Raw genomic sequence first — 16,932 nt, 5'->3', positions numbered from 1 at the left:
GGAACATCGCCGCGCTGGTGGTCCGTCTGCTCCAGCAGGGGGCCTGGCCGGGGCCCACGACCGGCACCTGACGGCACCTGACCGGCCCGGGCGCCGGCCCCCGGGAGCCGCCCCGCAGCGCCCCCGGCCGGGCCCGCCCGCAGCCGCGCTAGGGACTGTCTGATAAGTAGCGCCGTCCGCTCGGAGGGCGGGGGTCGCGGCGTCTGGTGCGTGCGATCGCAAGGCGGAGGGTCGTCCTCGTACTGGGCGTACATGGACGATCCCGACAACGCAGCGAGCGTGCCAGGCGTCACGACCCAGGCGGGATTTATCAGACAGGCCCTAGGACCCGCCGAGGTCGGGAATGGTGAGGGAGCCGTCGTCGGCGAGCGGGAAGCCGGGGTTGTGGGCGATCTCCCAGGGGTGGCCGTCGGGGTCCACGAAGACACCGGCGTAGCCGCCGTAGAACGTCGTCGCCGCGGGACGCGTCACCGTGGCGCCGGCGCGTTCGGCTGCCGCTATGACCTCGTCCACCTCCTGCCGCGAGCGCACGTTGTGGGCGAGGACGATGCCGCCGAAGCCGTCCGGCCCGCCGCTGTCCAGGCCGCAGTCCGCGGCGAGCTTCTCCCTGCCCCACAGCACCAGCCCGAGGCCACCGGCCTGGAAGAACGCCGTGCCCTCCACCACCTGCCCCCGCCAGCCCAGGCTCTCGTAGAAGGCCCGGGACCGCTCCAGGTCCGCGACGCCGAGGGTGACCAAGCTGATGCGCTGTTCCATCCGGCCACTGTATCCGGCCCCTCGGACAGTCCCCGTGGAACCGTGGGCCGGCCCGGGTGGCGCCCGGTTCCGCGCCGGCCGGCCGGACGCGGCGGTCGGACGCGCCGGCCGGACGCGCCTGGTCGGCGGGCGCCGAGCGGTCAGGCCACCAGGTGGGCCAACAGTCCGCCGTCCGTCGGGTAGGGGCGTTCGTCGGGCAGGAGGCGGGAGGCGGCGTCCAGGTCCCGGGCGCGGACCAGTCGGTGGACGTCGTGGGCGAGCTGGGTGACGTCGGTGACACCCACCAGCCACTCGTCGGCGTACCGGCGCGCCGCCTCACCCCGGAGGCCGAGTTGCAGGGAACGGTGGGGCAGCGGGGCCAGGTGCAGGTCGCGTTCGGGGTCCCACTGGACCCGGGCGACGGCGCGGCCGAGCTGGCGCTTCCAGGTCTCCCTGTCGGGGTGGACCCGGGCGTTGTAGTGCGACAGGCAGGCGTGGCGCAGGGCCCACTCGAAGCCCTCCCGGGTGATCTCGAGCGCCAGGACGGTCTGCTGGTCCTCCTTGGTGGCCCAGCCGCAGCGGTACATCATCCACAGGAACGACGGTTTGATCCACGTCATCCGGTCCCGTTTCCAGCCGGCGGGAAAGCGCCCGGCCCGCGTGGTGGGGACGCCGATCTGCGGGCGGTAGGCCTGTTGAAGTGCTCTCCTCCCTTCGCAGGCTCAGGAAGGAGATTCCCGTCTACCTTGCGGTGGCGGGGTTGACGCCGCGAGTGCGCCTGACGACTGCCCTCCCGGCAGCCGGGATCGCCACGTGGCCGATCCGGTACAGGTGCAAGACGTTCCGGGCTCCGTTGTGGTCGGCGTTGCCGGTCCATCCGCAGTCGGGGTTCTTGCACACGAACAGGGCCTGCGTTTCCCGGCTGCCGGGCGCGAGGAAGCCACACGCGGAGCAGCGCTGGGAGGTGTGGGGCGCGGGAACCTTGACCAGCGCTCCGCCCTGGCGGGCGGTCTTGTACGTCAGCATGGTCAGGGTGCGGCCCCATGCCTCTTGGAGGCTGGAGCGGTTGAGACCGGACTTCTGCTTGACGTTCTTGCCGGGATTCTCGACGGTGCCCTTCGCGGACTTGGTCATGTTCGTGATGTGCAGGTCTTCCACCACGATCACGCTGTACTGCTCGGCGAGGGTCGTGGTGGTCTTGTGCTGCCAGTCGATGCTGCGGCGCGTGGCTTTTGCGCGCAGTGCTCGGATCTGGTCGTAGGTGCGGTGCAGGCGTCGAGAGGTCTTCTCCTTCGGCTTGCGGAAGGTCTTGCGGTGCGCGGCGCGCTGTTCCAGGCGGAGCAGCTTGGCCTTCTCGTCGGGGTTCAGCCACTTGTCCCGGTCGCAGGTGCCGTCGGGGAGGCGGGGCAGGCGTCCGTGGTCGTGGTGGTTGCCGTCGGAGAGCGCCATGGGGATGTTGACTCCCATGTCGATGCCGACCTCCGGCCCCGAGTGGGGTTCGGGGGCGTGGTCCAGGGTGGTGATCCGGAAGGCGATGTGCCAGCCCAGGCCGTCCTTGACCAGACGGGCTCCGGTGATCCGGTTGTCGCTGTCCGCCTGCTTGCCCAAGGGCAGGTCTTTGGTCCAGCGGAAGCGAACACGTCCGATCTTGGGAATGTTGACCATGCCCCATCGGCGGTGGACCCGCTTGATCTGGAGGTCGCGGCCCTGGGGGATGTCCACGGACATCACCGACCGGGACCGGCCCTTGAAGTTCGGCTCCTCGGCGCGGCCGTCCCAACAGTTCTTCCAGGATTGGAAGTACGTCTTGAGGACCGCCTGAGCGCCCTGCGCCGGAAGTACGGCGAGGAAGTCGATGTCCTTGCGGGCCTGCCGGATCGCCGCGTCCGCAGCGGCCACAGACCGCTTCTCCTTCGGCATCATCTGCCACCACGCGTGCAGGCAGTTCCACATGGTGCGGGCCGCGTGCGCCTGATCGTCCATGGCCCGGATCTGGGCAGGCGACAGCGCCAGACGGGCTCGATGCCCGAACTGCCGCTTGACCAGGTCAAGTTCCGAGTTCATGCGATCACTCTATCGTTTGGTTCATGTCACCGAGATGGAACCCCAATCCCGACGTACGTACTGGACGTCACGTCGTCTACCACCTGCATGTCCACTTGGTTTTCGTCACGAAGTACCGGCGCAAGGCCATGACGGACGCCATGCTCACGCGCTGTGAGGAGATCATGCGGGAGGTCTGCGAGGACTTCGAGGCCGAACTCAAGCAGTTCAACGGCGAGGACGACCACGTGCACCTCCTGGTGCACTACCCGCCCAAGGTCCAGCTCTCCAAGCTGGTCAACTCCCTCAAGGGCGTCTCGGCCCGTCTGCTGCGCAAGGAGTACGACAGCCACGTCCGCCGGTACCTGTGGGGGGGACACTTCTGGTCCGGCTCCTACTTCGCCGGAAGCTGCGGCGGCACACCACTGACCGTCGTAAAGCAGTACATCGAGAACCAGAAACGGCCTGTCTGACCGTCACCCCGCAAGCGCAGAGAACTCCAGCGCTTCGCACCTCCGGGCCAAGGACGCGCTTCACCTCCGCCCTAAAGCACGGAGCACTACGCAAGATCAGAGGTAGACGGTGACCGTGGAGGCGGTGTGCACGGCCCGGACGGCGCATCGGGGTGGGGTGCTGCCGGGAGGCTGGTCCGTCGTCGGTCGTTGGGGAACGGGCATGGAAACGAGGATGCGGCAGCCCGGCGCGGACGGGCCAACGTTTTTCCGCCCCCGAGCCTCCCTGCGCCCGCCGTCCTCCGGGTGTGCGGCCCAGCGGTTCGGGGGGAGGCGACGCGGGTCAGGTGGGCGAAGGCGACTCGGAGGCTCCCGCGGGAAGGGCGGTACGGGCCCAGGGCAGGGCCAGCAGCTCGACGTCGTCGCCGGCCGCGGAACCGCCGGGTGGGACGACGGCGAGGGCGTCCGCGGTGGCCAACCCGCGCAGCATCGCCGGACCGTTGAAGCGCAGCGGACGGGCCAACGGCGGAACCTCCGCCCCGGAGCCGAGGGCGACCGGGACCAGACGGGTGTCCACCGGGTGGCCCGGAACGGCGGCGGCGGCACGTGCGGTGCCGGTGGGGGGCGCCGGGTGTCCGGCGAGGGCACGCAGCAGGGGCTGCACCAGGGTGACCACGCCGGAGACCGCGGCCAGGGGGTTCCCGGGCAGTCCGACCAAGTGGCGTCCGCCGGGCAGTTCGGCGAGCAGCATGGGATGCCCCGGCCGCACCCGCACCCCGTCCACCAGGAGGCCGGCGCCGAGCCTGCGCAGGACCGGCTTGACGAAGTCGACGGGGCCGGACGCGGTGCCGCCGGTGGTGACGACCACGTCGGCGGCGCTGTTCGCCACGGCGTCCAGCAGGGCCTCGGCCTCGTCGGTGATCCGCCGGGTGGCCAGCACCTCGGCACCGAGCGCGCACAACCAGGGGTGGAGGAAGGGCCCGAGGGCGTCGCGGATGCGGCCGTCCTCGGGGAGCCCCGCGGTGAGCAGTTCGTCGCCGAGCACCAGCACCTCGACCGTGGGCCGGGGGAACAGCGCCAGCTCGTCGTACCCGGCGGCGGCGGCGAGCCCCAGGACCACCGGCGTGACGACGGCGCCGGCCGGGAGCAACTCGTCCCCGGAGTGGCACTCCTGGCCGCGGGGCCGCACGTCCTGTCCGGGCTGCGGGCCGCCCGGCTCGGTGGCGTGCAGGGTGCCCCGGCGCACGGTGCCGTGTTCGCTGCGCAGCACCGCGGTGGCGCCCCGGGGGAGTCGGGCGCCGGTGGCGATGCCGACGGCGGTGCCGTCCGGGAGCGACACCGGGCCCTGTTCACCGGCGAGCACCCTGCCGCTGAGCCGCCAGGGGCCCGGTCCTGCGACGGCCCAACCGTCCATGGCGGAGGTGTCGAACGCCGGCAGGTCGGTGAGCGCGGTCAGTGGCTGCGCGAGGACCCTGCCTCTGGCCTCGGCCAGGGGCAGCACGACCGTCGGGAGCGGCCCCGTGGGGGCGTCCGCGGCGATCCGCCGCGCCTCGGGCCAGTCGACGGAGTTGCGGTGGGCGGGGTGGCGGGGGGTGCCCCGGGGGCCCTCGTCCGTCGCTGCGGGGTCCGGCGGCGGGGCGGACGACGGCTGCGCGGGGGCCGGGTCGCCGGGAGGACGGGCCTGGTCGGACTCGGTCCTGGACGTCATGGCGTGGGCTCTTCGGCTGCGCGTTCCTGCTGTTCGGCCCAGGCCAGCGCGAGCGACTGGGCCTTCCGCGCGGCCTCCGCCACCGCCTGCGGATCACCGCCGGCCCGTCCCGCGGCGTAGCCGACCAGGAAGGTGGTGAGCGGCGCGGCCGGCCTGGCCACCCCGTGCGCGGCGTCCCGGGCGAGGTCGAGCAGTACGGCGGTGTCCACCTCCAGCTCGATGCCGAGTTCGGACTTGACCTGAGCGATCCATGTCTCCAGCACGAGTCAATCCTTACCGATGCCGGCTCGCACCGCGGTGACGTCGTCCCAGGTGTCGTAGTCGAACGAGGTGCCAGGTCGGTCCCCCGCCCCGCCGGGCGGGGGACCAGGGGCCGACCGGGAGACCGTCACCACCGGGGCCGCCCCGCGTCACCGGGCGGGGCCACCACCGTGGACGGCGTCGGCCCAGACCCCCAACAGGCGGCGCGCCGAGCCGCCGACCGGCCCCACGGCGTCGGCCAGCACGTCGGCGGCCGGGAGGCGGGCGCCCGCCACGGCGGGAACCGCCTGGCCGGCGTCGGCGACGGTGCTGGAGCAGACGTCCAGCAGGTAGTCGGGGACGGCGAGCCGGGGGTCGGTGCAGCCCACCACCGGGGTGCCGACCGCGGCGACCAGGGGGAAGACGGTGCCGGGGATGCCGATCGCCGCCTCGGCACGGGCGGCGGCGGTCACCGAGGGGACGTCGCTGATCTCGTACCGGTCCCACAGCGAGCGGTCCTCGCGGGGGTGCAGTCCGACCAGCACTCTCTTCCCGGCGGCGGCGAGTTCCCCGGCGGAGGCGAGCAGCAGTTCGGTGCCGGGAGCGGCGGCTCCGGTGGCGTCGGGGTGGGTGACGCTGGTGAGGACCAGCACCAGGTCCTTCTCCGGCCGGCGGGGCGGCAGGTCGTCGGTCTGTGGCGAGCCGACCACGCGGACCGGCCGGTCGGTGCCGAGGTACGCGGAGAAGGCCCGCGCCTCGGCCGGGGAGGAGGAGGTGACCGCGCGCAGCCGCCGGCGCAGCTCGCCCGCGCGCGGGGCCCGCTCGGGCTTGAGGTAGGCGAGGGAGGAGGCCACCAGGGGCAGCCCGGGACGTGTCAGCAGGCGGGCCGCGCAGTCCACGGGCCAGTCCCCGGCGCCGGTGACGACCAGCAGGTCCGCGGGCGGCTCCGCGCCGGGGACGGCCACCGGCACCGGGTCGCCCGCGGCGACCCGGGAGAGGTCGGGGACCAGGTGCGTCAGCCGGTGGCCCTGGCGGGCGGCCTCGGCGAGCAGCGGTCTGGTGTGGTAGGTGCCCCACGGTTCGTTGGAGGCGACGAGCACGCTCAGCCGCCGTCGGGGACGGTGCTGGACGTCGTCGGCGGCGGCGGCGGGCCCGGGGCCGAGGGCCAGGGCGGCGGCCCCACCCAGGGAGCCGGCCAGCAGGGAGCGTCGGGAAGGACGGTGATCGCGCATGGCCGGAACCGTAGGGCCCGCGGGCGACCAGCGGGTGAACGCCCCACGAAGCCGCCGTGGCCCGCCAGCCGCGCGGCGCCTCCCCGGCCGGCGCCGGACGTCACACGGACCGCGACCCCGGGGCGCCACACGGACCCGGGCGCCACACGGACCCGGGCGCCGCACGGACCGCGCGGCGCCCGGGTGCGGGCTCAGTTGTGGGCTCAGTTGTGGGCGCGGTGCTGCCTGGGGAGCGGGTAGCCGCGGTCGGCGAGCACCTCGCGGAGCCGGTCCGGGTAGTCCGTGATGATGCCGTCCACGCCGTCGTCGATCAGCTTGTGCATGGTGGGGGCGTCATCGACGGTCCACGGAACGACCTTCAGGCCGAGCCGGTGGGCCCGCCGCACCGTGTCCGCGGTGACGTAGGGCACGTAGTCCGGGTCCTGCACGGTGCCGTTCTGCGGGTTGCCGTGCACCGGCGAGTAGGCGCTCGCCCCGAACGACTTCACGGCCTTCAGCGGGTCGCCGCCGAAGTCGTCGATGTCGATGCCGCCGAGCCACGGGGAGGCGCCCGGCCGACCCACCTGGAGGAAGCTGCCGTTGTCCAGGGCGACCAGCGGCAGACGGGGCTCCACCTCGCGCATCCGCATCAGCGCGCCCCAGTCGAAGCTCTGCACGGTGACCTGGCGGAGCATGCCGGCCCGGCGGATCTCCCGCGCGGTGACCTGCACGAACTGCTCGCGCGGCGCCGTCTCGGACGGCGCCCCGGCCTCCACCTTCGTCTCCACGTTGAGCTTCACGTCGTAGGCGCGGTACTGCTTGACGAGGTCGAACACCTCACTCAGCAGGGGCATCCTGGCGCCCGGGGCGGGCACCTGCTCGGGGAACTGCGGCAGCGTCTGCGAGCCGCAGTCCAGCGTCCGCACCTGGGCCAGCGTCAGGGTGTTGACGTACTTGCCGGCGTAGGGGAACTCCGGGTCACCGGGGACCACCGGCGCGGTGTCGCGGCACTTGGCACCGTTGACCTTCCGGTCGTGGGTGACCACGGCCTGGCCGTCCTCGGTGATCTGCACGTCGAGTTCGAGCGTGGAGACGCCCACCTCCAGGCCGTTGGCGAACGAGGCCAGGGTGGACTCCGGACGCAGCCCGAGGCCGCCGCGGTGCGCCTGGAGGTCGAAGCCGCCCCGGTGCTGTCCGGCCACGGGGCCGTCACCGGTGGGCCGGGCGGGGTCTGCGGAGGCGGTTGCCGGCACGGCGGTGAGGACCGCGGTGCCGGCGAGCAGTGCTGCGGGGACGAGCGTGCGCCAGCGGTTCATGGTCAGCCTTCGTGTGGTGGGACGAGCGCCCGGCGGCGGGAGGGCACCGGGTCTCCGGGGTGAAAGGTCAGCGGGGTGAACGGTCGGCGTAAGCGTCGGCCACGGTACCGACGGTGCGACAGAGCCCGGGTAGTGCCGGGGTGAACTGACGGTGAAGGCGCGGGTGCCGGGCGCCGGCGGCCTCAGACCTCCCCCATGCGGGCCCGCACCGCGGTGACGTCGTCCCAGGTGTCACAGTCGAACGAGGTGCCCTCCCGGTCCGCGACCCGGCGCAGCGTCAGTGGGGAGACCAGGCGGCGCAGGGCGACGCCGGCCAGGGTGCCGTGCTCGGCGGTGAGCCGGTCGAGGCCGGCCCGGAGCGACTCGGTCCGGTAGGCGGCGGCCAGTGGCTGGTCATGGCCGTCGGCATCGACGAGCACGGCGCCGTCGGGCGTGTCGGCACCGCCCGAGGCGCCGCCAGGCACATCGGCGGGCGCACCGGCGGGCGCACCGGCGGGCGCGGACGTGTCGCCAGGCGTGAACGTGTCGGTGGACACGGCCTCGGCGAGCAGTCTCCGTACCGTTCCCGCGTTCATGAACGGCAGGTCGGCGGCGAGCAGCAGCACCAGGTCCGCGGTCACCAGTTCCAGCCCGGCGGCGAGCGCGGGGAGGGGGCCGCCGCCGGGCGGGTTCTCGCGGGTCCAGCGCACCGACGCCGCGGTGTGCGGCTCGGCCACCGGGCGGGGCGGGCCGACCACGATCAGCCGCGCCGCCCCGGCGCAGGCGCCGAGGACCCGTTCCAGCAGGCTGCTGCCGCCCACCCGCAGTCCGGGTTTGTCCACACCCCCCAGACGGCGTGCCTGTCCCCCCGCGAGGATGATCGCGTCATAGTCCGTGACACCGGTGAGCATGGTCCGAGTATCGCCGCGGGGCCCGGCCCGCGGGACGGCCGATGCCGTGGTGGGTCGATGCCCGCTCGGGTGGCGCCCGTGACGTCCTGGGTCACGGGCGCCCCGGGGTCACAGGTGTCGGAGCAGAACGGCTGGCTGTTCCACGCAGTCGGCGACGAACCGCAGGAAGCCGCCGGCCGTGCCGCCGTCACAGACCCGGTGGTCGAAGGTGAACGAGAGCTGGGTGACCTGGCGGACCGCCAGTTCGCCCTGGTGCACCCAGGGTTTGGGAGCGATGCGGCCGATGCCGAGCATGCCGGCCTCGGGGTGGTTGATGATCGGCGTGGAGCCGTCCACGCCGAACACGCCGTAGTTGTTGAGCGTGAAGGTGCCTCCGGTGAGTTCCGCGGGGGTGAGGGTTCCCGCGCGGGCGGCGTCGGTGAGTCTGGTGATCTCCGCGGACAGCTCCGCGGTGGTCAGCCGGTGTGCGTCGCGGACGACGGGCACGACGAGGCCACGCTCGGTCTGCGCGGCGAAGCCGAGGTGCACGGACGGGAGGTGGACGATGTCCTGACGGTCGAGGTCAACGGTGGAGTTGAGCGCGGGGAAGCGGGCCAGGGCGGCCGTGGTGATCCGGGCGAGCACGGCCAGCAGGCTGATCCGCCGGTCCGCCCCGGCGTTCATGGCGGTCCTGGCGGCGAGCAGCTCGGTGGCGTCAACGTCCACCCAGCAGGTGGCGTCGGGGATCTCCCGGCGGCTGCGGGAGAGCTTGTCGGCCACGGTCCGGCGCAGGCCCTTGAGCGGAACCCTGGTCGCCTCGTCGGGGAGGCGCGGCGCGCGCCCGGGCGCGGTGGCGGGCGGCGCGGTGGCCTGCTCGACGGCCCGCTCGATGTCCCGGCGCAGGATCAGCCCGTCGGGGCCGGTGCCGGTCACCGTGCGCAGGTCGAGGCTGTGCTGCCGGGCGAGCCTGCGGACCAGTGGGGAGATCACCCGAACCGGGGCCGGTGCGGGAGCCGAGGTGGCGCCGGAGCTGACCGGACGGCCGGCCTCGGCCACGGCGGCGGAACGCGGGCGGGCCACTGCCGGGACCGGTGCGGGCGGTGCGGCGGCGGCATGTGCGGGGGCGTGTGCGGGCGCGGGGCTCGGTGTCCTGACCCGGCGACGGCGTGGGGCCGCGCCGCCGGTGCCGTAGCCGACGAGCACGTTGCCGGAGCCGTTCCGCGGCGCCGCGTCACCGGAGCCGTCGGTGAAGCCCGCGCCGGGACCTGGCCGCCCGCCGGGGGCGGTCGCGGCGCCGTCGGTGGCCGTGGCGGTACTCGGGGCACCGTTCGGACCGCCCGCGCCGGGGGGCGTCGGCGCGGTGCCCACGGCGACCGCCACCAGGGTGGCCCCGACCGGGATCTCGGTGCCCTCCTCGCCGTAGCGCGCGGTGACGACACCGCCGTAGGGGCACGGCACCTCGACCATGGCCTTGGCGGTCTCCACCTCCACCACGGGCTGGTCCACCGCGACCACCTCACCGACCTCGACGAGCCAGCGGACGATCAGCGCCTCGGTCAGTCCTTCGCCGAGGTCGGGAAGGAGGAACTCACGCACCTCGGCCATCTCGGCCCTCCTCACCCGCGGTCCGCCCGCCGCCGGCACCCGGTGCGGTGTACTCCGACTCCCACTGGAGACGGGCCACCGCGTCCAGGATTCGGTCCGTGCTCGGGAGGTGGTGCCGTTCGAGCATCGGCGGGGGGTAGGGGATGTCGAAACCGGCCACCCGGAGCACCGGGGCGTCGAGGTAGTGGAAACAGCGCTCGGTGATGCGCGCGGCGATCTCCGCACCCGCGCCGGCGAAGCCGGCTGACTCGTGGACCACCACCGCGCGTCCGGTGCGGCGGACGGAGGCGCTGACCGTCTCGTCGTCGAACGGCACCAGGGTCCTCAGGTCCACCACCTCCAGGTCCCAGCCCTCCTCCCGGGCCGCTTCCGCGGCCTCCAGGCACACCGGTACACAGGGGCCGTAGGTGACCAGGGTGGCCGAGTGCCCGGTGCGGCGGACCTCGGCGCGGCCCAGCGGGGCCACCGCCGTCGGGTCCTGCGCGGACCACGGGGCCTTGGACCAGTAGAGGCGCTTGGGTTCGAGGAAGACCACCGGGTCGTCGGAGGCGATGGCCGCGCGCAGCAGGCCGTAGGCATCGGCGACGGTGGCCGGGGTGACCACGTGGAGCCCGGGGGTGTGCAGGTAGTAGGCCTCGGAGGCGTCGCTGTGGTGCTCGACGCCGCCGATCCCCCCGCCGTAGGGGATGCGGATGGTGATGGGCAGCGGCATGGCGCCCCGGGTGCGGTTGCGCATCCGGGCGACGTGGCTGACCAGTTGCTCGAAGGCAGGGTAGGCGAACGCGTCGAACTGCATCTCCACCACGGGGCGCAGTCCGTACATGGCCATGCCCACCGCGGTGCCCAGGATGCCGGCCTCGGCCAGCGGGGTGTCGGTGCAGCGGTCGTCACCGAACTCCGCGGCCAGCCCGTCGGTGATCCGGAAGACCCCGCCCAGGGTGCCCACGTCCTCGCCGAGGACGTGGACGGTGGGGTCGTCACGCAGGGCGTCCCGCAGGGCGGCGTTGAGGGCCTGCGCCATGCTGGTCGCGGGTGTCTCCGTGGCGGTGGGTTGGTGCCGGGTGGCGGTGGTGGTCATCGACCCGCTCCTTCGGTTCCCGTCCCGGTGCCGGCGGCCGATTCGGCGTCCAGCTCGGCCCGGAGCAGCGCCTCCTGCTCCCGCAGTTGGGGGGTGGGTTCGGCGTAGACGTGGGCGAACAGCTCCATCGGGTCGAGGCTCGGGTCGCTGTGCATGCGTTCGCGCAGGTCCGCGGCCATCGTCTCGGCTGCCGCGGCGGCCTGCTCGGCGTCGGCGTCCGTCAGCAGCCCCAGTTCGCGCAGGCCCTGTTCCAACAGCCGGACCGGGTCGTGGCGGCGCCAGACCTCCACCTCGTCCGCGTCGCGGTAGCGGGTGGCGTCGTCCGCGTTGGTGTGCGCCTCGACCCGGTAGGTGAGGGCCTCGACGAGGGTGGGGCCACCGCCGTGGCGGGCCCGCTCGACGGCCTCGGTGAGCACGGCGTGCACGGCGGGGGCGTCGTTGCCGTCCACCAGCCGTCCCGGCATGCCGTAGCCGACGGCCTTGTGCGCGAGCGACGGCGCGGCGCTCTGCTTGGCCAGCGGCACGGAGATGGCGAAGCCGTTGTTCTGCACCAGGAAGACCACCGGGGCGCGCCAGACCGCGGCGAAGTTCAGCGCCTCGTGGAAGTCCCCCTCGCTGGTGCCCCCGTCGCCGACCAGCGCCAGGGCCACGGTGTCGTCACCGCGCAGCCGGGCCGCGTGGGCCAGTCCGACCGCGTGCGGCAACTGCGTGGCCAACGGGGTGCTCAGCGGGGCCACCCGCCACCGGTGCGGGTCGTAGCCGCTGTGCCAGTCACCGCGGAGCAGGGTGAGCGTCTCCACCGGGTCCACCCCGCGCGCGGTGACCGCCAGGGTGTCCCGGTAGCTGGGGAACAGCCAGTCCTGCGGGCTGAGCGCCAGCGCCGCGGCGACCTGGCAGGCCTCCTGCCCGGTGCTCGACGGGTACACGGCGAGGCGGCCCTGCCGGGTCAGCGCGGTGGCCTGCTCGTTGTACCGGCGACCGACGACGAGGTGCCGGTACAGGTCGCGCAGCAGCTCCGGGTCCCGCTCCTTGAGGGCGGGGGTGCCGAGTACGCGCACCGGACGCGCGTCCGGGAGCAGCGGTTCGGGTGCCACCCGGGGCCGCCACTCGGGAACGCCACCGGTGTCGGCTCCGGTGCCGGGCTGGTGGAGAACGGTCATGGGCGCGCCTCCTATGCGAATGCGCTGACTCGAACGCCGAGCTCCGGGCGCGGGGGCACGGGACGCGCGGCTGCGACCTGAGCGGCTCGGACTCGAACGTCGCGGTGTGACCTTGGTTATCTGTTCGAACGCGGGTGTGGGGGTACCGTTCGACATGATCCGGCCACTGGGGGTCGGTCGGCGGACGGCAAGGACGGGGTCGGTGGACGCGGGACGGGCGCACCGCGGTGCGCTCACCTACCGATTGTTCGGTCGAGAGGGTCACTTTGGCCACACTCGGGAGCAGGCGGTGGACAAACGGTTCACCAGCCCGTCTCATGGACTCCGGACGTCCAAACGGAGGAGACTTGCGGGCATGACGGCTGAACAGATGGCCGGAAACGAGCAACGCCCGACTCCTCCGCGTCCCCTGGACGCCATCGACCGGGCGATCCTGCGGCTCCTCCAGACGGACGGGCGGGCGTCCATACGCTCGGTCGCGGACCGGGTGCACGTCTCCCGGGCCAACGCCTACGCCCGGATCAACCGTCTCATCGAGGACGGGGTGATCCGCGGCTTCACCGCCCGGGTGGACCACGAACGGGCGGGCCAGGGCGCCTCCGCCTACATCACGCTCAAGATCGTCCAGAACTCCTGGCGCACGGTACGCCAACAACTCCTCGCCCTACCGGGCACCGCGCACATCGCCCTGGTCAGCGGGGACTTCGACGTCCTGCTCCTGGTCCACACCCAGGACAACCGGGCGCTGCGCGAGCTGGTGCTCACCCGCATCCAGAACATCCCCGAGGTCCTCAGCACCCGCACCCTGCTGGTCTTCGAGGAGACCGACCTGGTGGTCACCGACTGAGACGCGCTCCCGTGCCGCCACCGGGGACCGGTGGCCGGGGGGATCGGCCCGGCGGAAGCCCCACCGGACCGCGCGGGTCCAGGAACCCGACGTCGTCCGGGACCCCGCGTGGTGTGATGCCCGGCATGAACTCGGGAGCCACGGTCCGTCTGTTCGACGCGCGGCGCAGACGGTACGTGCCGCTGCCAGAGCCCGCCGAAGGGCCGGTCACCGTACGCTTCGCCGCCCGCGAGGCCGACGGCACGCACTCGGTGGACCGGGAGCGCGGGGTGGTGCTCGCCGAGTTCCTGTGCCGCGTGCTGGCCTGGAAAGGGCATCGCGTCCGGGTCCAGGACGAGTCCGTCCCGGGTGGCCCCGGCCACGGCACCTGCCCCAGGGCGTCGCGGGGCAACTGGTACTGCGTCGACGTGTGGGCCCCCGGTGGGGAGTCCCCGGTGTCCGGCGAGACCGAACCGCTGTGCCACGTGCTGGTGGGCCCGGCCCTGGAGGGCGTCCGGTGCATGTTCGGAGCACACCGCGAGCACGGGCGCGCCACGTTGGCCGCACTCGCGAAGAACCACCTGGTGCCGGACCTCCGCTTCGCCATGCTCGCGGCCGGGCACTACCGCCACCCACGCCACTTCTGGTGCAACGACGTCCACAGCGGCTGGTGCTTCGACGACGCGCGCACCACCAGGCGCCGGTTCGAGCGCCTGGTCCGACGGGCCGAACCGCTGCCCGACCTGCGCTCCCACGCCGAGACCGTCCGAGCCCTCGGCTCCGGCGAGGGCAGGCGCCGCCTCGACCTCCTCGACCGGGCCATCAGCGACGACCTGCACGCCCCGCGGGCACTCCACGCGCTGTACGCGGCCCTGCGGCGGGGACGGCTGACCGGCGACGAGCAGGCGGCGCTGGCCGCCACGGCCCGCGTCCTCCTGCCCACGGGCAACGAGTCCGCGGAGCAGCCCGGCAGCCGCGGGTGAGCCCCGTCGGCAGGACACCCGCGGAGTCCCGAGCTGGGGAGGTCGTTCCGCGCGGGGAACCGCCGCGGAAGCCCCTAACGCACCCGCTCCGCGAGGAAGTCCTCCCAGGTCCGCTCGCCCAGGTCGGCGCCCTCCAGGGTCAGGTTCCCCCCGGCCCGGTACACCCTGCCCACCTTCCCCGGCATCGGAACCGGCACCAGCGGCTTGCGCTGGCCACGCACCCGCAGGTAGGAGCGGACCAGGTCCGGCATCGAGTACACCTTCGGCCCCGCCAGGTCCGGGACCAGGCCGGCCGGCTTGTCCAAGGTCAGCTCCACGAGCCGGGCCGCCACCTCCCGCGAGTCCACCGGCTGGAGCCGCACCGCACCAGGGGCCGGCACCACTGGGAGCTTCGTCATCTTCCCCAGCACGGTGAGCACCAGGTCGTGGAACTGCGCGGCCCGCAGCGTCGTCCACGGCACGCCGGACTCGGACACGGCCCGCTCCGCGCCCAGCTTGGCCCGGAAGTACCCCAGCGGCACCCGGTCCGCCGCGATGACCGAGATGTACACCACGTGCCGCACCCCGGCCTGCGACGCGACCCGCACCAGGTTCCGGGTCGTCACCTCGTCGTTCTTGGCATCGCCCGCGAGGTGCAGCACGACCTCTGCCCCGTCCACCGCGGACTCGATCCCCTCGCCCTTGAGCAGGTCACCGGTGGCGTACTGGACGCCCTCCACGGGCTGGTGGGCGCGCCGGCTGAGCACCCGGACCTCACAGCCCGCGTCCCGCAGCAGCGGCACCACGTGGCGCCCGAGCGTGCCCGTGCCACCAGTGAGCAGGATGGGTGACGTCATGGTCTCTCTCCAGGGTCGTTCGATCGAGCCCCGGTCGCCTCGGCCGGAACTCGTGGGTCCACTCCCATGACACCTGGCGAGCGGAGGATGTGACGCGGCAGACCGGTGCGAACGGCGGAACGGAACGCTTTCGGACATTGATCCGGGAACTGCCGAGCTCGTGCGCCACTGCCGTCGGGGCTGCCGGCCAACGGCCGCACCCACCCGGCGCGGACCTGGGCCGACGGCCCGGCGGCGGAACGCCCTGGCAGAAACGCGGTGACCGGGACCGGCCCACGCTCCTAGCATGTGCCCCCATGGCCCAGACGCCGAGCCTCAACCTCGTCCCCGTCGGCTCAGGTGCCCTCGCCGTGACGCACCGCCCCAGGCTCAAGCTGCTGCCGACGTTCAGGACCGCCGGCGTGACCCACCTGGTCACCCTGCTGTCCAGACGTGAGGGGGCCCTCGTCATGCGCTCCGCGGCCACGGCGGCCGGGCTGGAGTGGATCTGGGTCGAGCTCGCCGACGCCCGGCAACCCCCTCCGCGGCGCCAGCGCGAGATCGTCGCGGCCCTGACCAGGTTGGCCAAGATCATCCGCACCGGCGCCACGGTGGTCATACACTGCTCCGCCGGCATCCACCGCACCGGGATGTTCACCTACGCGCTGCTGCGCACCTGTGGCCTGGAGCCGGACGAGGCGATGTCCACCCTCACCCGGCTGCGCGGCGCGACCGCGGAAGGGGTCGGCGAACAACGCCTCGCCTGGGCCGAGGAATGGGCGACAACGGCCCGCAGCCAGGGCGACGCCACGGGCGGGCCCGCATCCGCCGCCACGGCTCAGGCGGGGAACTCCCCGCGCTTCACCGCCGAGACGAACGACGACCAGCCGTCGGCGGAGAACGCCAGGACACTGCCATGGGGATCTTTGCTGTCCCGCACGTGGACGACACCGGACGGCAGGAGATCACGGGAGCACTCAACACACTGCCCGCCACTCGCATCGCTGTAGGACGACTTGACCCACTTGACAGCAGCGAAAGCCGGTTCAGCGCTCATGCGAAACACTCCTTCAGCAGGGCGTTGATCAGGGCTAGGGACTGGTCTGGGGATAGCGCGTGCGCCCTGAGCAGATCGTAGTCATCCAGAGCCGCAACAACCGCCTGCTCGGAGTCATGCATCCTGCCCCCTACCCGGCTCTCCGTGTACAACACCGCGGGTGAGTCGGCAAAGCGGAGCACTGTGAACGGTTTCGCATGTGCCGCCGGTGCACCCGCGGAGAATGGCAGAACCTGCAGTTTGATGTTGGGGGTTCCGGACGTCATCAAAAGGTGTTCCAGTTGCCCGGCCATGATCTCGGTCCCACCGACCACCGTCCGCAGACAAGCTTCGTGGAGGATGACCCATAGGAAGGGTGGGGACTCCTGCGCGAACACCTCGCGCCGTCGCAATCGGGCAGCTACCTTTCCCTCGATCTCCTCCGCCTGTTCCAACGGGTAGTAGGCCCGGAAGATGGCTCGCGCGTACTCCTCGGTCTGAACGAGGCCCATCACGAGGTTCGCTGAGTAGTCGAGGATGCGCGACGCCTTCCGCTCCAGGTTGAGGTACGGCACGAACCACGACGGATGATCGCCCTCGTCGATCCTCCGCAACAGACCGGCGAACAACCCACCTGTTCCGAAAGCCGTGTCACAGCCCTCGGCGAACCTGTGGCTCGGCCGGGGCAGCAGCTTCCCCGCCTCGACCTTGCTGACGTACGCCTCCGAGTAGCCCGCCGCTCTGCCCAGGTGCTTCTGCGTGAGTTTGCGCGCCAGCCGGACCTGTTTGACGTCACGACCGAACCGCTGAAGCGGATTCAAGTGCTGGGGTGGGGTCGTCTCGTCCAACGTCGTG

At 73.0% G+C, this 16,932-nt stretch carries 16 protein-coding genes and 2 pseudogenes; 4 read left to right on the top strand and 14 right to left on the bottom strand.

Going from position 1 to position 16,932, the window contains the following annotated elements; all coding sequences use genetic code 11:
• Positions 1-321: 321 nt before the first annotated feature.
• From A3IG_RS0114425 to A3IG_RS0114415, 3 genes and pseudogenes are all read right to left on the bottom strand, one after another.
• Positions 322-756 carry a VOC family protein gene (locus tag A3IG_RS0114425; RefSeq protein ID WP_018384281.1) on the bottom strand — a complete coding sequence of 145 codons (435 nt, stop codon included), beginning with the start codon at positions 754-756 and terminating at the stop codon, positions 322-324.
• 140 nt (positions 757-896) lie between these two features.
• A pseudogene (locus tag A3IG_RS29770) lies at positions 897-1,430 on the bottom strand (DUF4291 domain-containing protein); the annotation flags it as partial.
• A gap of 46 nt (positions 1,431-1,476) precedes the next feature.
• Positions 1,477-2,799 (bottom strand): RNA-guided endonuclease InsQ/TnpB family protein, encoded by a 1,323-nt coding sequence (locus tag A3IG_RS0114415; RefSeq protein WP_018384279.1) that lies wholly within the window; start codon positions 2,797-2,799, stop codon positions 1,477-1,479.
• Positions 2,800-2,822: 23 nt separating this feature from the next.
• Here A3IG_RS0114415 and tnpA point away from each other — a divergent pair, with 23 nt between their 5' ends.
• Complete coding sequence (gene tnpA / locus A3IG_RS0114410) at positions 2,823-3,251, top strand: IS200/IS605 family transposase (protein ID WP_078500480.1); 429 nt, start codon at positions 2,823-2,825, stop codon at positions 3,249-3,251.
• A gap of 322 nt (positions 3,252-3,573) precedes the next feature.
• Here the strand turns inward: tnpA and A3IG_RS29765 are convergent, their stop codons facing one another.
• The 8 genes from A3IG_RS29765 to pdhA all read right to left on the bottom strand — a co-directional run bounded on the left by A3IG_RS29765 (position 3,574) and on the right by pdhA (position 12,417).
• Positions 3,574-4,938 (bottom strand): molybdopterin molybdotransferase MoeA, encoded by a 1,365-nt coding sequence (locus A3IG_RS29765; RefSeq protein ID WP_018384277.1) that lies wholly within the window; start codon positions 4,936-4,938, stop codon positions 3,574-3,576.
• Positions 4,935-5,201 (bottom strand): DUF6457 domain-containing protein, encoded by a 267-nt coding sequence (locus A3IG_RS0114400; protein ID WP_018384276.1) that lies wholly within the window; start codon positions 5,199-5,201, stop codon positions 4,935-4,937. The genes A3IG_RS29765 and A3IG_RS0114400 overlap by 4 nt, the downstream gene beginning before the upstream one ends.
• Before the next feature lie 147 nt (positions 5,202-5,348).
• Entirely contained in the window at positions 5,349-6,410 is a 1,062-nt protein-coding gene (locus A3IG_RS0114395; protein WP_018384275.1) for a hypothetical protein, read from the bottom strand.
• A gap of 203 nt (positions 6,411-6,613) precedes the next feature.
• On the bottom strand, positions 6,614-7,705 hold the full coding sequence (locus A3IG_RS0114390; protein WP_018384274.1) for a glycerophosphodiester phosphodiesterase family protein: 1,092 nt from the start codon (positions 7,703-7,705) through the stop codon (positions 6,614-6,616).
• A 182-nt stretch (positions 7,706-7,887) separates the two neighbouring features.
• Positions 7,888-8,595 carry a molybdenum cofactor guanylyltransferase gene (gene mobA / locus A3IG_RS29760; RefSeq protein WP_018384273.1) on the bottom strand — a complete coding sequence of 236 codons (708 nt, stop codon included), beginning with the start codon at positions 8,593-8,595 and terminating at the stop codon, positions 7,888-7,890.
• A gap of 108 nt (positions 8,596-8,703) precedes the next feature.
• Positions 8,704-10,179: a dihydrolipoamide acetyltransferase family protein gene (locus tag A3IG_RS0114380; protein WP_018384272.1), complete on the bottom strand. Its 1,476-nt coding sequence runs from the start codon at positions 10,177-10,179 to the stop codon at positions 8,704-8,706.
• The gene (locus A3IG_RS0114375; RefSeq protein ID WP_018384271.1) at positions 10,163-11,257 is read right to left on the bottom strand and encodes an alpha-ketoacid dehydrogenase subunit beta; all 1,095 of its coding nucleotides are present in this window, start codon (positions 11,255-11,257) and stop codon (positions 10,163-10,165) included. The genes A3IG_RS0114380 and A3IG_RS0114375 overlap by 17 nt, the downstream gene beginning before the upstream one ends.
• Positions 11,254-12,417 (bottom strand): pyruvate dehydrogenase (acetyl-transferring) E1 component subunit alpha, encoded by a 1,164-nt coding sequence (gene pdhA / locus A3IG_RS0114370; RefSeq protein WP_018384270.1) that lies wholly within the window; start codon positions 12,415-12,417, stop codon positions 11,254-11,256. Before pdhA ends, A3IG_RS0114375 begins: the two co-directional genes overlap by 4 nt.
• Positions 12,418-12,772: 355 nt before the next feature.
• Between pdhA and A3IG_RS0114365 the strand changes: the two genes are divergently transcribed.
• Positions 12,773-13,264, top strand: a complete 492-nt coding sequence (locus A3IG_RS0114365) for an Lrp/AsnC family transcriptional regulator (RefSeq protein ID WP_018384269.1) — start codon at positions 12,773-12,775, stop codon at positions 13,262-13,264.
• Between the two features lie 125 nt (positions 13,265-13,389).
• Positions 13,390-14,226: a hypothetical protein gene (locus tag A3IG_RS0114360; RefSeq protein ID WP_157862337.1), complete on the top strand. Its 837-nt coding sequence runs from the start codon at positions 13,390-13,392 to the stop codon at positions 14,224-14,226.
• Between the two features lie 74 nt (positions 14,227-14,300).
• Here A3IG_RS0114360 and A3IG_RS0114355 read toward each other — a convergent pair whose 3' ends face one another.
• Positions 14,301-15,062, bottom strand: coding sequence for an SDR family oxidoreductase (locus A3IG_RS0114355; protein ID WP_018384267.1), 762 nt, complete (start codon positions 15,060-15,062; stop codon positions 14,301-14,303).
• Positions 15,063-15,358: 296 nt separating this feature from the next.
• On the opposite strand from A3IG_RS0114355, the pseudogene A3IG_RS35870 reads away from it, so the two are divergent.
• Positions 15,359-15,733, top strand: a pseudogene (locus A3IG_RS35870) (protein-tyrosine phosphatase family protein); the annotation flags it as partial.
• A gap of 146 nt (positions 15,734-15,879) precedes the next feature.
• Here A3IG_RS35870 and A3IG_RS33695 read toward each other — a convergent pair.
• Both A3IG_RS33695 and A3IG_RS33690 read right to left on the bottom strand, forming a co-directional pair.
• Positions 15,880-16,098, bottom strand: coding sequence for a DUF397 domain-containing protein (locus tag A3IG_RS33695; RefSeq protein ID WP_104530756.1), 219 nt, complete (start codon positions 16,096-16,098; stop codon positions 15,880-15,882).
• Positions 16,095-16,925, bottom strand: coding sequence for a helix-turn-helix domain-containing protein (locus A3IG_RS33690; protein WP_018384265.1), 831 nt, complete (start codon positions 16,923-16,925; stop codon positions 16,095-16,097). The genes A3IG_RS33695 and A3IG_RS33690 overlap by 4 nt, the downstream gene beginning before the upstream one ends.
• Positions 16,926-16,932: the final 7 nt, after the last annotated feature.

It is taken from the genome of Wenjunlia vitaminophila DSM 41686, from assembly GCF_000380165.1.
GTDB lineage: Bacteria > Actinomycetota > Actinomycetes > Streptomycetales > Streptomycetaceae > Wenjunlia > Wenjunlia vitaminophila.
This window is presented reverse-complemented; position numbering and strand designations above follow the sequence as displayed.

What these genes read in the sequence shown, in the direction of transcription:
- A3IG_RS0114425 (WP_018384281.1), bottom strand. Translation starts at nt 756, where the DNA reads ATGGAACAGCGCATCAGCTTGGTCACCCTCGGCGTCGCGGACCTGGAG.
- A3IG_RS0114355 (WP_018384267.1), bottom strand. Translation starts at nt 15,062, where the DNA reads ATGACGTCACCCATCCTGCTCACTGGTGGCACGGGCACGCTCGGGCGC.
- A3IG_RS0114360 (WP_157862337.1), top strand. Translation starts at nt 13,390, where the DNA reads ATGAACTCGGGAGCCACGGTCCGTCTGTTCGACGCGCGGCGCAGACGG.
- pdhA (WP_018384270.1), bottom strand. Translation starts at nt 12,417, where the DNA reads ATGACCGTTCTCCACCAGCCCGGCACCGGAGCCGACACCGGTGGCGTT.
- A3IG_RS0114415 (WP_018384279.1), bottom strand. Translation starts at nt 2,799, where the DNA reads ATGAACTCGGAACTTGACCTGGTCAAGCGGCAGTTCGGGCATCGAGCC.
- A3IG_RS0114380 (WP_018384272.1), bottom strand. Translation starts at nt 10,179, where the DNA reads ATGGCCGAGGTGCGTGAGTTCCTCCTTCCCGACCTCGGCGAAGGACTG.
- A3IG_RS0114375 (WP_018384271.1), bottom strand. Translation starts at nt 11,257, where the DNA reads ATGACCACCACCGCCACCCGGCACCAACCCACCGCCACGGAGACACCC.
- A3IG_RS33695 (WP_104530756.1), bottom strand. Translation starts at nt 16,098, where the DNA reads ATGAGCGCTGAACCGGCTTTCGCTGCTGTCAAGTGGGTCAAGTCGTCC.
- mobA (WP_018384273.1), bottom strand. Translation starts at nt 8,595, where the DNA reads ATGCTCACCGGTGTCACGGACTATGACGCGATCATCCTCGCGGGGGGA.
- A3IG_RS0114395 (WP_018384275.1), bottom strand. Translation starts at nt 6,410, where the DNA reads ATGCGCGATCACCGTCCTTCCCGACGCTCCCTGCTGGCCGGCTCCCTG.
- A3IG_RS0114365 (WP_018384269.1), top strand. Translation starts at nt 12,773, where the DNA reads ATGACGGCTGAACAGATGGCCGGAAACGAGCAACGCCCGACTCCTCCG.
- A3IG_RS29765 (WP_018384277.1), bottom strand. Translation starts at nt 4,938, where the DNA reads ATGACGTCCAGGACCGAGTCCGACCAGGCCCGTCCTCCCGGCGACCCG.
- A3IG_RS0114390 (WP_018384274.1), bottom strand. Translation starts at nt 7,705, where the DNA reads ATGAACCGCTGGCGCACGCTCGTCCCCGCAGCACTGCTCGCCGGCACC.
- tnpA (WP_078500480.1), top strand. Translation starts at nt 2,823, where the DNA reads ATGTCACCGAGATGGAACCCCAATCCCGACGTACGTACTGGACGTCAC.